Source organism: Franzmannia pantelleriensis (assembly GCF_900102875.1).
Taxonomy (GTDB): domain Bacteria; phylum Pseudomonadota; class Gammaproteobacteria; order Pseudomonadales; family Halomonadaceae; genus Franzmannia; species Franzmannia pantelleriensis.
Map to the genome: position 1 here is coordinate 15,675 of NZ_FNGH01000022.1, position 14,069 is coordinate 29,743.

General features: G+C 62.6%; 9 protein-coding genes and 4 tRNA genes. 6 read left to right on the forward strand and 7 right to left on the reverse strand.

Annotation, left to right across the window (positions count from 1 at the left end):
• Nucleotides 1–126 precede the first annotated feature (126 nt).
• A complete protein-coding gene (locus BLT16_RS19635) occupies nucleotides 127–1,980 on the forward strand; it encodes an SLC13 family permease (RefSeq protein ID WP_089660640.1) in 1,854 nt (617 codons plus the stop codon).
• A gap of 78 nt (nucleotides 1,981–2,058) precedes the next feature.
• On the opposite strand, the gene BLT16_RS19640 is transcribed toward BLT16_RS19635, so the two are convergent.
• From BLT16_RS19640 to betI, 7 genes are all read right to left on the reverse strand, one after another.
• Nucleotides 2,059–2,931 (reverse strand): glycine betaine ABC transporter substrate-binding protein, encoded by an 873-nt coding sequence (locus BLT16_RS19640; protein ID WP_089660641.1) that lies wholly within the window; start codon nucleotides 2,929–2,931, stop codon nucleotides 2,059–2,061.
• Nucleotides 2,932–3,005: 74 nt separating this feature from the next.
• Nucleotides 3,006–3,839: an ABC transporter permease gene (locus BLT16_RS19645; protein WP_089660649.1), complete on the reverse strand. Its 834-nt coding sequence runs from the start codon at nucleotides 3,837–3,839 to the stop codon at nucleotides 3,006–3,008.
• 5 nt (nucleotides 3,840–3,844) lie between these two features.
• Nucleotides 3,845–5,092, reverse strand: coding sequence for a quaternary amine ABC transporter ATP-binding protein (locus BLT16_RS19650; RefSeq protein ID WP_089660642.1), 1,248 nt, complete (start codon nucleotides 5,090–5,092; stop codon nucleotides 3,845–3,847).
• A gap of 387 nt (nucleotides 5,093–5,479) precedes the next feature.
• Nucleotides 5,480–7,930, reverse strand: coding sequence for an acyl-CoA dehydrogenase (locus BLT16_RS19655; RefSeq protein WP_089660643.1), 2,451 nt, complete (start codon nucleotides 7,928–7,930; stop codon nucleotides 5,480–5,482).
• Between the two features lie 195 nt (nucleotides 7,931–8,125).
• Entirely contained in the window at nucleotides 8,126–9,820 is a 1,695-nt protein-coding gene (betA, locus tag BLT16_RS19660; protein WP_089660644.1) for a choline dehydrogenase, read from the reverse strand.
• 9 nt (nucleotides 9,821–9,829) lie between these two features.
• Nucleotides 9,830–11,314 carry a betaine-aldehyde dehydrogenase gene (gene betB / locus BLT16_RS19665; protein ID WP_089660645.1) on the reverse strand — a complete coding sequence of 495 codons (1,485 nt, stop codon included), beginning with the start codon at nucleotides 11,312–11,314 and terminating at the stop codon, nucleotides 9,830–9,832.
• Between the two features lie 14 nt (nucleotides 11,315–11,328).
• Nucleotides 11,329–11,925, reverse strand: coding sequence for a transcriptional regulator BetI (gene betI, locus BLT16_RS19670; RefSeq protein ID WP_176817287.1), 597 nt, complete (start codon nucleotides 11,923–11,925; stop codon nucleotides 11,329–11,331).
• Nucleotides 11,926–12,130: 205 nt separating this feature from the next.
• Between betI and BLT16_RS19675 the strand changes: the two genes are divergently transcribed.
• From BLT16_RS19675 to BLT16_RS19695, 5 genes are all read left to right on the forward strand, one after another.
• Nucleotides 12,131–13,090, forward strand: a complete 960-nt coding sequence (locus BLT16_RS19675) for a choline ABC transporter substrate-binding protein (RefSeq protein ID WP_089660647.1) — start codon at nucleotides 12,131–12,133, stop codon at nucleotides 13,088–13,090.
• 84 nt (nucleotides 13,091–13,174) lie between these two features.
• A tRNA-Met gene (locus BLT16_RS19680) sits at nucleotides 13,175–13,251 on the forward strand.
• 127 nt (nucleotides 13,252–13,378) lie between these two features.
• Nucleotides 13,379–13,454: transfer RNA gene (locus tag BLT16_RS19685), tRNA-Asn, on the forward strand.
• A 45-nt stretch (nucleotides 13,455–13,499) separates the two neighbouring features.
• Nucleotides 13,500–13,575, forward strand: a tRNA-Asn gene (locus BLT16_RS19690).
• Nucleotides 13,576–13,618: 43 nt separating this feature from the next.
• Nucleotides 13,619–13,694: transfer RNA gene (locus tag BLT16_RS19695), tRNA-Asn, on the forward strand.
• The last annotated feature ends 375 nt before the right edge of the window (nucleotides 13,695–14,069 follow it).

Genomic DNA, 14,069 nt, shown 5'->3' on the forward strand with positions numbered 1-14,069 from the left:
GGCAGTATTATTTCAAGACCCTGCTTAGGCAGGGTTTTTTGCGCTACGAAGTAAAAAACAGTGGCGTTGGCGCAGTTGTGCTGGTGTGCTGGTGGCAGTGGTAATCGACAGGGAGGTGAGATAACCATGGCCAACAGTACACTGGTGTTCATCATTCTGGGGCTGACCCTGGCGGCTTTCGTGTGGGGGCGCTTCCGCTACGATCTGGTCGCACTCTCGGCGCTGCTGGCGTCGGTAATGCTGGGGTTGGTGGAGGCAGACGAGGCGTTCATGGGCTTCGGCCACCCGGCGGTGATTACCGTGGCGGCGGTGCTGGTGTTGAGCAAGGGCTTCGAACGCTCGGGGCTGGTCGATGTGATTGCCGAGCAGACGCTCAAGGTCGGCGAGCGATTGGTGCTCCAGCTGCTGGTGCTGACCGGCACCGTCACGGTGCTGTCGGCGGTGATGAACAACGTTGGGGCGCTGGCGCTGCTGCTGCCGGTGGCGGTGCGCATGGCCCGCGAGCACGACCGGTCGCCTTCGCTTTTGCTGATGCCGTTGGCCTTTGGCTCGCTGCTGGGCGGTTTGATGACCCTGATCGGTACGCCACCCAATATCATTATTGCCAGCTACCGTGGTGCCCAGACCGGCGAAAACTTCGGCATGTTCTCGTTCTTTCCCGTCGGTGTGGCGGTGGCGGCGGTGGGGCTGCTCTTTATCGTGCTGGTGGGCTGGCGGCTAACGCCGCATCGTCAGGGGCAGTCGTCCGCCGAGGAGCTGTTCGATACCGACAACTACCTGGTCGAACTCAAGGTGGGCGAGGAGTCCAAGGCCATTGGCTGGACACTGCGCGAGCTGCACGAGGCGTTGGAAGAGACCATTCCGGTGCTGGCGGTGGTGCGTGATGACAAGCGGCGTGCTGGCCACGTCTTCCATGGCAGTCTGCGCGAAGGCGATATCCTGCTAGTGGAGGGTGGGCCCGAGGAGATGAAGCTGCTCGAGGACAAGGCCGGCTTGTCACTGGGGGCGGAGGCCGAGGAGGACGAGGCCGATACCGCCAAACAGCAGGCGCAAGACGAGCATAAGCAAACCAAGCAGGGCCGTAAGACGCAGGATAAGAAGAAACATGGCGGCGTTGATACCGAAGGCCTGCAGCTGGTCGAGGTGGTAGTGCGCAACGACTCGATGATGGTCAATCGAACCGTGGTGCAGTTGCGCTTGCAGAACCAGCATGGCTTGCATCTGGTGGCGGTGGCCCGCGACGGGGCACGTCTCAAGCAGCGCTTGCGTGAGATCCGCTTCAAGCCTGGCGATGTGCTGCTCATGCAAGGCGATGAGGGCGGACTGTCGGAGAGTCTGGCGACGCTTGGCTGCCTACCACTGGCCAATCGCAATCTGACCATTGGTCAGCCGCGCATGCTGCTGCTGTCGATCGGCATCTTCGCGCTGGCGATTGTCGCCATGCTTACCGATTTGCTGCCGGCGGCAGTGGCGCTCTCTACGGCGGCCCTGGTATCACTGCTGGTCGGTGTGCTGCCGCTACGCGACGGCTACCAGGCTATCGACGGGCCAGTGATCGTGCTGCTGGCGGCGATGCTGCCGGTGGGTGAGGCGTTGGATACCAGCGGCGGTGCGGCGCTGATCGCCGAAGGGATGCTGACACTGGGTAGCGATTGGCCACCGATGGCCACCCTGGTGGCGCTGTTCATGCTCTCTACGCTGCTTTCCAACATGATCAATAATGCCGCGGCGGCATTGCTGATGGCGCCGATTGCGGCGAGCCTGGCCAGTGGCTTCGGCTTGTCGCTGGACCCCTTCCTGATGGTGGTGGCGGTGAGCGCCTCCTGTGCCTTCCTCACGCCGATCGGCCACCAGTCCAATACACTGGTGATGGGCCCGGGAGGCTACCGCTTCAGCGACTACTGGAAGCTAGGCCTCCCGCTGTCACTGGTGGTGATGGTGGTCGCGATTCCGATGATCATGCTGGTCTGGCCGCTGTGACGTAGCGATAACGCAAAAGGGGATGGCCGCTTGGCCATCCCCCTGAGGTGCTACATCATGCTTGCGCTGGTGAAGGCATCACTGCGCAGCTGAGAGCCACTCTTCGACAACGTCCTGGTTGTCTTCAACCCACTGCTGTGCATTCTCGTAGGGGTCGGAACCATCTTCCTGGTTCATCAGCATGACCTCGCCCATCTGCTCGGGCGTCCACTCGAAGGCCTCGAGGATGGCATAGGCGCCAGGATTATCATCGCCGAAGCCTGCACGCACCACGGTGTGGATCTGTTCGGCGCCGCCGTAGACTTCTTGCGGATCCTCGAGGTACTTGAGGTCCCAGCGCGCGAACATCCAGTGTGGCGTCCAGCTGGTAACGACGATGTCCTCTTCGTTGTCGATGGCACTGCTCAGGGCGCCGACCATGGTGGCGTCGCTGCCGCTGCGCAGACGCAGGTCGAGGCCATATTCTTCGATCACGTCCTCGGTCAGGCCCATCAGGCCGGCACCCGGATCGATGCCGATGATCTCGCCATTGAACAGGTCGGCGTTGTCGTTGAGATCCTCGATGGAGTCGACGTCGGTGTACTCGGGAACCACCAGGCCGAGCTTGGTACCGTCCAGATTGACGCCCAGGTCTTCCACGTCATCACCGACACGTTCGAGGTAGTCGGCGTGGGTGGTGGGCAGCCAGGCGGCGACGATGGCGTCGGCATCGCCGGTGGAAAGTGCTTGCCACATGGCAGCAGCGGACAGCGATGTCATGTCGACCTCGTAACCTGCCTGCTCCAGTACCGCGCGCACCACGTTAGTGGATGCGACCTCGGAGGCCCACTCGACGTAGGCCAGGTTGACGGTGTCCTGGGCCTGGGCAGCACCAGCGGCGGTGAGGCCAACGCCTGCGGCCAGCGCCAGGCTGGTGGTGCGGATACGACGATTAAGTGCTTGCTTCTTCATGTTATTCCCCTCTTTGCGGTTCACTAATACACCATGGTGGCCCGGACGAATGGATTCAAGGGGCCACCCTGATTTCACGACTTGCGCTCCTTGCTGAGCGACTGGGTCAGGCGATCGAGCAGCATGGCGAGGATGACCACTGCAATGCCCGCCTCGAAGCCGTCGCCGGGGCGTAGCCGCTGGATGGCGCGCCACACTTCGCTGCCCAGGCCATCGGCGCCGATCATGGCCGCGATAACCACCATCGATAGTGCCAGCATAATGGTCTGGTTGATCCCTGCCATCACCGTCGGCAGCGACAGCGGTAGCTGTACCTTGACCAGTTTCTGGCCGCGGGTAGCGCCGTAGGCGTCGGCGGCCTCGATCAGTTCCTTGGGCACCTGGCGAATGCCTAGGGTGGTGAAGCGGATCGCCGGTGGCATGGAGAAGATCACCGTGGCGAAGATCGCCGAGACCGAGCCGATGCCGAAGAACGGGATTGCCGGAATCAGGTAGACGAAAGCCGGCATGGTCTGCATGAAGTCGAGTACCGGCATGAGGGTGCGATAGAGACGCTCGGAGAGCGCGGCAGCGATGCCTACCGGCAGGGCGATGACCACCGCGACCATGGTGGCGATTACCACTAGGGTCAGCGTCTCGATCATCGGATTCCAAAGCCCGAGGTTCCAGATCAGAGCCAGGCCGGCGGCGGCGCCGATGGCCAGCCGGGTATTCGCCAGCTTCCAGCAGATCGCCACGATGATCAGCAGCAGCGCCCAGGGGGGGAGCCACATCAGGGCGTCGTTGAGGCCGTTGATACCGGTCTGGGTGGCGCGAGAGATGGCGCGGGTCACCATCGAGTACTCGCTGGTCAGCCAGCTCAGGCCGCCTTCGATCCAGCCGCCCAGGGGAATGCGGGGAATGTCGATAGCCATCATGCGTCTCCTGCCGGGGCGGTAGTTTGGGTCTCTGCGACTTGCGCGGGCTCGGCGGCCTGGGCCAGTTGGTCCAGCACGGCGCCTTTCACCACCACGCCGAGCAGGCGTTGCCGGTCGTCAACCACGGCGATCGGGAAACTGTGCTCACTGAACATGGCAAACAGATGATGCATCGGCTCCTCGAGGCTGACGCGACGAAAGTCCTGCGTCATGACCTCGGTGACACGCTCCTTGCCCTGTTCGAGTGCCTGACTGGCGGCCTCGGCCTCGATCAGTCCGACCAGTTGCTGATCGCGGTCGATGATGTAGATGGAGTCGAGGCCGTGCTCGCGCATCTTGCGCAGCGCCGTCCGTGGCCCATCGCTGTCGCGGACCGTGGAGCGCACTCGGCGCATGGCGCTTTCGGCGGTAAGGATGCGTGCTTTGTCGACGCCTTCGATAAAGCGTCTCACATAGTCGTCGGCGGGCTTGGTGAGGATCTCCTCGGGCGTGCCGATCTGTACCACTTCGCCATCCTTGAGCAGCACGATGCGATCGCCGATGGTCAGCGCTTCGTCGAGGTCGTGGGTGATGAACACCGTGGTCTTCTGCATGCGGCTTTGCAGCTGCAGCAGCTCCTGCTGCATGTCGCCACGGATCAGCGGATCCAGAGCCGAGAATGCCTCATCCATCAGCAGCACGCTGGCGTCGTTGGCCAGGGCGCGGGCCAGGCCGACGCGCTGCTGCATGCCGCCGGAGAGCTGGCTGGGGTAGGCGTCCTCCCAGCCGTCCAGCCCGACCTGCTTGAGCGCGTTGCGGGCCGTCTCAGCGCGTTCAGCGGGATCGATGCCGCGAATCTCGAGGCCGAACTCGGCGTTCTTCTGCACGGTACGATGCGGGAAGAGGGCGAAGTTCTGGAAGACCATCGAGAAGTGGCGACGGCGGCACTCCAGCAGCGCCTTGTCACTCAGGGTCGGGATGTCCTCGCCGTCGATCACGATCTCGCCCTCGGTGGGTTCGATCAAGCGGTTGAGGCAGCGGATCAGCGTCGACTTGCCGGAGCCCGAGAGCCCCATGATGACCAGCAGTTCCCCCTCATGGACATCGAAGTCGATGTTGGACAAGCCGAGTGTCTGGCCCGTCTTGTCGAGGATCTCGGGGCGTTTGAGCCCCTGGTCACGGAGTGCCAGGGCCTTTTTCGGCTGCGCGCCGAACACCTTGCTCAGATTGCGTACGCGAATCTTGACGTTGCGTTCTTCATTCATTGGATTGCCTGTTGTCGTCCCCCGGTTCGTGGCGCGGGCCTGACGCGCTAGCGTCGAGACGTTCTTACACCGGCCGAACCGCAGTGGCGGGCGGGGGAGTGCGTCACTCTGACGGTTGCGAATGGTGCCTGACAGCGTAGCGAAGACGCTGCGTGCGGCGTGTGGATGGATCGCCACAGCGATCCTGTAAGCAGGCGGTTGTTATGATATTTCACTGTCTACTACGGTGTCGTTGACCTGCTCCGCCTAGAACCTGTGAAGAGTAGTGCGGCGGAATCAATATGATAACGGATGGAGTGGGGTCAGTGCCAAGGTTGGGCGGCCTTGGCTGCCCCAAAGCGCGACACCCCGGCATCATTGGCCGGGGTGTCGAGGTCGGTCAGCGGGTCAGGCAGCGTTATGCCAGATCACCTTTTCCTGCTGCTGGGCGAAGGCGTCGAAGGCGAAGTCGTCGACGGTCAGCATGTCGAGCACCTCCGCTTCGTATGCGACCATGAAGCGTGCATCGTCTTCGCTGATCAGCTCGGCCTCCCGGGCGGCCTCGATGCGCTGCTCTGGATGCAATGCCTCCACCGGCAACTCACCCTTGGCGTAGGCCTTGTTGATGGTGCGATACAGCGCCTCGGCGCGATCATAGTCGACCAGCAGGGCGTTGTAGCGTGCCAGCGGATTGTCCTGCTGCCCTTCTTCCTGCTGATCCCAGGTGTTGCCGAGCAGCTTGCTGCGCAGCGCGCTATGGCGCGAGACCTGCTGGGCGATCTCACGGGTCAGGTCGTCATGGGGCGTCGTCCAGCGGCGTCCCAGCGGCATCACTAGCCACGACAGCAGCTTGCCCAGGCCCTTGTTGGGTAGGTTGTCGAACAGCTCGATCAGCGCCTGCTCGGCGCGATGCAGCAGCAGACGGCAGCTGTAATGCAGCAACGCGGCTTCGCTCTCGACCTTGTCGGAGGCGTGCCACTGCTTGAGCACCATCGACGTCAGATAGAGGTTGGAGAGCACGTCGCCGAGACGTGCCGAGACCATCTCGCGGGACTTCAGCGCCGAGCCGAGGCTGGCCATGGCAGCGTCGGCGCACAGCCCGAAGCCGGCGGAGAGGCGTGCCACCTCCTGAGCGTAGGGAGCGGCGACCTCGTCGAAGGGCGTCGCCGCCTTGCCCAGCCCCAGCCCTTGGGTGAAGGCACGGGCGGTGTTGCCGAAGATCAGCCCGGCATGGCCGAAGAACGCCTTGTCGAAGGCCTTGAGGTCGTCGGCATCCTTGGCCGCCAGCTCCTCGAGCACGTAGGGATGACAGCGGATCGCCCCCTGACCGAAGATCATCAGGTTGCGGGTCATGATATTGGCGCCTTCCACGGTGATCGCCACCGGGTTGGCGCTATAGCCGATGCCGATGTAGTTGCGCGGTCCCAGGGTTACCGCCTTGCCGCCGTGGATATCCATGGCGTGGCTGAGCAGGTCGCGCTGGAACTCGGTCAGTTGGCTCTTGAGAATCGCCGAGGGCACCGCGGGCTTTTCGCCCTGGTCGATCATGTTGGCGGTTTCCATCACTGCGGCCTGGGCGATATAGGAGAGTGCGGCGATGCGCGCCAGCGGTTCCTGGACGCCTTCCATCTCGGCCACCGGCAGGTTGAACTGGCGACGGACGCGTGCGAAACCGCCACTCCAGCCCAGCGCATAGCGCGAGGTACCGGTAGCGCCGGAGGGCAGGGTGATGCAGCGACCCACCGACAGGCACTCGACCAGCATGCGCCAGCCCTGGCCGGCCATCTCCGGGCCACCGATGATGGTGTCCAGCGGTACGAAGACATCCTTGCCCATGATCGGGCCGTTCATGAACGGGCTGCCGATCGGGTGGTGACGACGGCCGATCTCCATGCCGTCGGTATCGCGGGGGATCAGCGCGCAGGTGATACCCAGGTCCTTCTCGCTGCCGAGCAGGCCGTCGGGGTCGAACATGCGAAAGGCCAGACCGACCACGGTGGCGATCGGCGCCAGGGTGATCCAGCGTTTCTCGAAGTTGAGGCGCAGGCCGAGCACCTCCTCGCCGTTGATGACCTGCTTGCAGACCACGCCGGTATCGGGGATCGAGGTGGCGTCGGAGCCGGCGCGGGGCCCGGTCAGGCCAAAGCAGGGGATCTCGCGGCCGTCGGCCAGGCGCGGCAGGTAATGATCTTTCTGCTGCTGGGTGCCGTACTTGAGCAGCAGCTCACCCGGACCCAGCGAGTTGGGCACGCCAACGGTGACCATCAGGGTCTCGTTGATGGCGAGCTTCTGCAGCACCGCCGACTGCGCTTTGGCCGAAAAACCCAGGCCGCCGTACTGCTTGGGGATGATCATGCCGAAGAAGCCTTCCTTCTTCAGGTACTCCCACAGTTCCGGCGGCAGGTCGGCGCGCTCGCGGGTAATATCCCAGGCGTTGGTCATGCCGGAAGCAACGCTGCACTGGTGATCGACGAAGGCGCGCTCCTCGTCGCTGAGGCCATCGTCGCCGTAGGCCATCAGGGCGTCCCAGTTCGGCTTGCCGCTGAACAGCTCGCCGTCCCAGGCGACGCTACCGGCTTCCAGCGCGGTGCGCTCGGTATCGGAGACCTTGGGGGCGACCTTCTTGAAGGTGGCGAAGATGCGCGGCGTCAGCCACTTGCTGCGCAGGGCCGGCAGGCCGCATGCCGCCACCGCGATGGCGCCGATCAGTAGCAGTGTGCCGAGTACGGGGGCGCCGAGTACTATCCCGGCGATGCCGGTGGCGGCCAATACGCCAAGCGCCGGCAGGGCGCCTGCCTCGCGGCGCATCACCATCAGCAGGCCAACCACGGCCACGATGATCAACAGCAGTTGCAACATGCGGGATCTCCTCCAGAGCAGTCATCATTGAGACGACGACATTCTAACAAGCGTTTGAATGCTTGTAGACTAGTGCATTGGTCGTGGCCTGGCCAGTCCTGACTGGTAAGCAAACGGCCCCGCTGAGCGTATCAGCGGGGCCGTCTTGTTCACTAGCGGGGGGATGTCGGCAGGCCTGCCGACGGATAAGCCCGCTCAGTCAACGTCCTTGCGCGCAGGCGTGCCGCGGGCTGGCGTATCGCCGGCGATGTAGTAGGGCGCATCGCTCTTGGGCAGTGGCTCGCGACCACGGATGCGGTCGGCGATCTTCTCCGCCAGCATGATGGTCGGCGCATTGAGGTTGCCGGTGGGAATCACCGGGAACAGCGAGGCATCGACCACGCGCAGGCCATGCACACCGTGCACGCGGCCCTGGCCGTCGGTCACCGCCAGCTCGTCATCGCCCATGCGGCAGCTACCACAGGGGTGGTAGGCGGTCTCGGCGTGGGCCTTGACGAAGGCGTCCAGCTCGGCATCGCTCTGCACGTCCGGTCCTGGCGAAATTTCGCGGCCGCGGTAGGCGTCCATGGCTGGCTGCTGGATGATCTCGCGAGTCAGGCGGATGGCATCGCGGAACTCCTGCCAGTCTTTCTCCTTGGACATGTAGTTGAACAGGATGCTAGGCGCCTGACGTGGATCGCGGGATGTCAGGCGGATGCGACCGCGACTCTCGGAGCGCATGGAGCCAACGTGGGCCTGGAAGCCGTGGGCCTGCACCGCACTCTTGCCGTTGTAGCTGATGGCGATAGGCAGGAAGTGGTACTGCAGGTTGGGCCACGCCTCCTCATCGCGGCTGCGAATGAAGCCGGCCGCCTCGAACTGGTTGCTGGCACCAATTCCCTTGCCCAACAGCAGCCACTCGGCACCGATCTTCGGCTGGTTGTACCATTTCAGCGCCGGGTACAGCGAAATCGGCTGCGTGCATTCGTACTGTATGTACATCTCCAGGTGGTCCTGCAGATTCTCACCGACGCCCTTGAGGTCGTGGACGGTGGGGATGCCCAGCTCGGCGAGGTGCTCGGAGTTGCCGACGCCGGAGCGCTGCAGGATCTGCGGCGAGGCAATCGCGCCGCCGCACAGCAGTACCTCGCGACGCGCGCGGGCTTCCAGCGGCTGCTTCTTGTGCAGGTAGCTGACGCCCACTGCGCGCTTGTCTTCGAACAGGATGCGGTCGGTGGTGGCGTGAGTGACGATGGTCAGGTTGCTACGCTGCTTGGCGATGTCCAAATAGCCTCGCGCCGTGGAAGCTCGCCGCCCCTGGGGGGTGACGAAGCGATCCATGGGGCCGAAGCCCTCCTGCTGGTAGCCGTTGACATCTTCGGTCTCGGGGTAGCCGGCCTCTTGCCCCGCTGTGATAAAGGCATGATAGAGCGGGTTATTGCCCTCCTTGGGCGTGGTCACGCTGACTGGGCCGTCGCCGCCGTGGTAGGCGTTAGGGCCGATATCGCGGGTCTCTGATTTCTTGAAGTAGGGCAGGCAGTCGGCGTAGGTCCAGTCCTCGAGGCCAGGCTGCTTGGCCCAGTTGTCGTAATCGAGAGCGTTGCCGCGGATATAGCACATGCCATTGATCAACGATGAGCCACCCAGGCCCTTGCCGCGACCGCACTCCATGCGACGGCCGTTCATGTGTGGTTCGGGGTCGGTTTCGAAGGCCCAGTTGTAGCGCTTGCCCTGTAGCGGGAAGGCCAGCGCTGCGGGCATCTGGGTGCGGAAGTCAAAGCGGTAGTCGGGGCCACCAGCCTCGAGCAACAGCACGCTGACGTCCGGGTCCTCGGTAAGGCGAGTGGCCAGCACATTGCCCGCCGAACCGGCGCCGATAATAACGTAGTCGAATTCACGATGCTGGGACATGCGACCTCCTTAAAAAACCGACTCGAAAGGCCCCATCTCGACCTGGATCGATTTGGTCTGGGTGTAGTGGGCCAGGGTTTCGACGCCGTTCTCGCGGCCAACGCCGGACTGCTTGTAGCCGCCCACTGGCATTTCGGCGGGAGATTCGCCCCAGGTATTGATCCAGCAGATGCCGGCTTCCAACTGGTGGATGGTCTGATGCGCGCGGTTCAGCCCCTCAGTAAAGACGCCTGCAGCCAGGCCGTAGTGCGTGTCGTTGGCGCGGCGGATGACCTCGGCGTCGTCGTCGAAGGAGAGAATCGACATCACTGGGCCAAAGATCTCCTCGCGCACGATGCGCATCTCGTCGCTGCAGTCGGTGAATACCGTAGGAGCGGCCCAGGCACCCTTATGCCAGTCAATGCCGGCACGTTCACCGTCACTCCAGGCTTCGCCGCCTGCCAGTACGCGGGCGCCTTCCTGCTTGCCGAGGGCGATGTAGGAGAGCACCTTCTCCTGGTGTTCGAAGCTGACCAGCGGGCCAAAGTTGACCGATGGATCGAGCGGGTCGCCGGCGCGGATACGTGCCACGCGCTCCTTGATCTTGGCTTCGAAGGCCTCTTTGACGCTGCCTTGGACGAACACTCGGGTGCCGTTGGTGCAGATCTGCCCGCTGGAGTAGAAGTTGGCCATCATCGCAGCATCGGCGGCGCGATCGAGATCGGCGTCGTCGAAGACGATCAGCGGCGACTTGCCACCAAGCTCCATGGTCACGTCCTTGAGGGTCGAGCCGGCGGCAGCTGACATCACCTTCTTGCCGGTGCCCACCTCGCCGGTGAAGGAGATCTTGTCGATGCCGGCGTGGCCAGTAAGCAACTGACCGACGCGGCCATCTCCGTGGACGACATTGAATACGCCGTCCGGTAGGCCCGCTTCGGTGAATATCTCGGCCAGCTTCATGGTGGTCAACGGAGTGACTTCGCTGGGTTTGAAGACCACGGCGTTACCGGCGGCCAGTGCGGGTGCGGACTTCCAGCAGGCGATTTGGATCGGGTAGTTCCAGGCGCCGATGGAGCCGATCACGCCGAGCGGCTCGCGACGCGTATAGACGAAGGAGTCGTCACGCAGCGGTATCTGGCTGCCCTCGATGGCCGCCGCGAGACCTGCGTAGTACTCGAGTGCATCGGCGCCGGTAACGATATCGACCGCCGCGGTTTCGCTGATTGGCTTGCCGGTGTTGTGGGTCTCGAGCTCGGCGAGCTCGTCGTTGCGTTCCCTCAACAGGGCGACGGCACGCTGCAGGATGCGTCCGCGCTGCATACCTGACATCGCGGCCCATACCTTCTGGCCTTCGCGTGCGGCGGCGACGGCGCGGTCGACGTCAGCCTCGCTGGCTTGCTGGACGTTGGCCAGCACGCTGCCGTCGAAAGGGTTGATGACCGCGAAGGTTTCACCGGAGGTGGCGTCGACGTGCTGGCCGCCGATATAGAGCTGCTGTGTGGTCAGTTGAGTCATTAGAAGATCTCCCGTCACTGTGGGGCGTTGGGCCCCAGCTGTTCGTCGAGGTAGTCGTAGGCGAGTGAACGTGCGCGGTCGACGTCGAGGCCTTCCGGAGCCAGCGCGCCGCGCAGCCATAGGCCATCGATCATGGCTGCCAGACCGGCGGCGGCACGTCGCGCTTCGGTCTTGGGCAGGCAGTATCGAAACTGGTGGCAAAGATTGGAGTACAGGCGCCGGTCATTGACGTACTGCAGGCGCTGGAGCGGCCGGCGATGCATGCTGCTGGCCCAGAAGGCCAGCCAGGTTTTCATCACCGACTGGCTGACCTGGCTGCGGTCGAAATTACCATCGATGATCGCGCGGATGTGCTCGCGGGGACTGTCAGCGGGCAGGGCTTGGCGACGTACGGCAACCGCTTCGCCAAGATCATTGAGGATCTGGCGCATGGTCGCTTCGAGCAGACCATCCTTGCCGCCGAAGTAGTGGCTGATAATACCCGCTGAGACGCCGGCGCGCCGCGCAATGCGAATCACCGTGGCATCGGCCAGGCCAGCCTCATCGATCGCCTCCATGGTGGCGCGAATGAGCTGGCGGCGGCGGATGGGTTCCATTCCTACCTTGGGCACCGGTCGCCTCCTTTGGCTATTTTGAGTAGGGACTAACGGTTCGTGTTTCGGCTGCTTGGGCTAGCCAGAATGCGGCTAACCCACTATGGTAGAAAGTATGCCTCTTTTTTATTGAACGTTCAATCAATAAAGAGTGGCATGTATCCTACAAGATATAAAGAAGCATCGTGCTTGGTTACCGATACATCTATGCAAGGAGAACCTCATGTCGAATCACACTCGCCTACTGTTCAGTGGATCGCTACTGGCCATGGGGGTGCTGGCTGCCGGCGTGGCCCAGGCCAATGAGCCTGAATCCTGCGCTAACGTACGTTTTGCTGAGGTCGGCTGGACCGACATTACGGCGACTACCGCGGTGGCCCGCGAGTTGCTTGAAGGGCTGGGCTATGAAACGCGAGTCGATACCGTGTCAGTGCCTATCGCCTACAGCGGGATGCGCAATGGCGACTTCGATGTCTTCCTAGGCAACTGGATGCCGTCGATGGCGTCGATTAGCGATCCCTACATCGAGGATGGGGACGTCGATCGCTTGAGCGCTAACCTAGAGGGTGCCAAGTACACCCTGGCGGTGCCGCAGTACGTCCATGATGCGGGCGTGACCTCTGTAGCCGATCTCGATGAGCATGCCGAGCAGTTCGAAAGCGTCATCTATGGTATCGAGGCCGGCAATGACGGCAACGAGCTGATCCAGGACATGATCGATGACGATGCCTTCGGGCTTGGCGATTGGCGGCTGCGCGACTCCAGCGAGGCGGGCATGCTGGCCGAGCTGCGCTCCAAGGTCGGTAATGAGGAGTGGATGGTATTCCTGGGCTGGGCGCCGCACCCGATGAATACCAACTTCGACATGGCTTACCTGGAAGGGGCCGACGATTACTTTGGTCCTGATATGGGCGGTGCCACCGTCTATACCAATACCCGCGCGGGTTACGCCGAAGAGTGTGCCAATGTCGGTACGCTGCTGGACAACCTTTCCTTCACTCTGGAGATGGAAAATCAGCTGATGGCGGCGATCATGGATGATGGCGAGGATCCGCGCGATGCGGCGCGTGCCCTCCTGCAAGCCAATCCCGAGGTGCTCGATGAGTGGCTGACCGGTGTGTCGACACGGGACGGCGACGATGGGTTGGCTGCGGTGCATGCAGCGCTTGATATCGACCAGTGATTACGTCCTGGGGGCTTGCCAGGCGTGGCTGGCATAGGCATAATTCGCCCCCGTTGCCCGCTGGTAGCTGGCGGGCAATCATGTGGCTACGTAGCTCAGCTGGTTAGAGCACATCACTCATAATGATGGGGTCCCCTGTTCGAATCAGGGCGTAGCCACCAAGATATTCAGCGACGCCCGGTGCCCTTGGTACCGGGCGTCGTGCGTTATGGGCCTAGTGGTGAAATCAGGTGCGGCGCTTGACCTTGATGATCTGATCCGTATACTACGTCGCGTGTTCCGGGATGTTCCCCGATAGCTCAGTTGGTAGAGCAAATGACTGTTAATCATTGGGTCGCAGGTTCGAGTCCTGCTCGGGGAGCCATCCCACGGTCCTGAATTCCCTGGAACACTATGACAGCCAAGCGATTCCCCGATAGCTCAGTTGGTAGAGCAAATGACTGTTAATCATTGGGTCGCAGGTTCGAGTCCTGCTCGGGGAGCCATCCCGCCGCTGTCAGCTTCGTAGCATCGCATCTCGCACGTCATTCCCCGATAGCTCAGTTGGTAGAGCAAATGACTGTTAATCATTGGGTCGCAGGTTCGAGTCCTGCTCGGGGAGCCATCACCTTGTTGGACTATCTGGCATTGCCGTATTGAGCCGTTGTTCGCTCCGCCGCCTGCGTGAGCGCTCGGTCTAATCGATGCCCTTCAATGTCTCGTTAGCTCGTTAGCCAGCAAGGTTGGGGAGAGGTATGGCGAAAGCCCGAAAGCTGGGCTATATTTTTTCTTCGCCAGGGGCTTGCGTGGCCCGTAGTAAGTCCGTAAAGTACGCATCCGCTGCTGCCGACGGGCACACGTTGGTAGCGGTTTGGAGAGGTGCAAGCACTTGGTTTTGTTAGGTTTTTCTGGTCGGTTCGACGAGATAAACGATTGACAGAGCTGCCGGAAACGGTAGAATGCGCACCACTTGAACGGCGCGTCGCAAGACGCTCGAGCA

Bases quoted from the DNA above. Each gene is read 5' to 3' on its own strand.
- BLT16_RS19635 (WP_089660640.1), top strand. From the start codon at position 127: ATGGCCAACAGTACACTGGTGTTCATCATTCTGGGGCTGACCCTGGCG.
- BLT16_RS19640 (WP_089660641.1), bottom strand. From the start codon at position 2,931: ATGAAGAAGCAAGCACTTAATCGTCGTATCCGCACCACCAGCCTGGCG.
- BLT16_RS19650 (WP_089660642.1), bottom strand. From the start codon at position 5,092: ATGAATGAAGAACGCAACGTCAAGATTCGCGTACGCAATCTGAGCAAG.
- BLT16_RS19655 (WP_089660643.1), bottom strand. From the start codon at position 7,930: ATGTTGCAACTGCTGTTGATCATCGTGGCCGTGGTTGGCCTGCTGATG.
- betA (WP_089660644.1), bottom strand. From the start codon at position 9,820: ATGTCCCAGCATCGTGAATTCGACTACGTTATTATCGGCGCCGGTTCG.
- betB (WP_089660645.1), bottom strand. From the start codon at position 11,314: ATGACTCAACTGACCACACAGCAGCTCTATATCGGCGGCCAGCACGTC.
- BLT16_RS19675 (WP_089660647.1), top strand. From the start codon at position 12,131: ATGTCGAATCACACTCGCCTACTGTTCAGTGGATCGCTACTGGCCATG.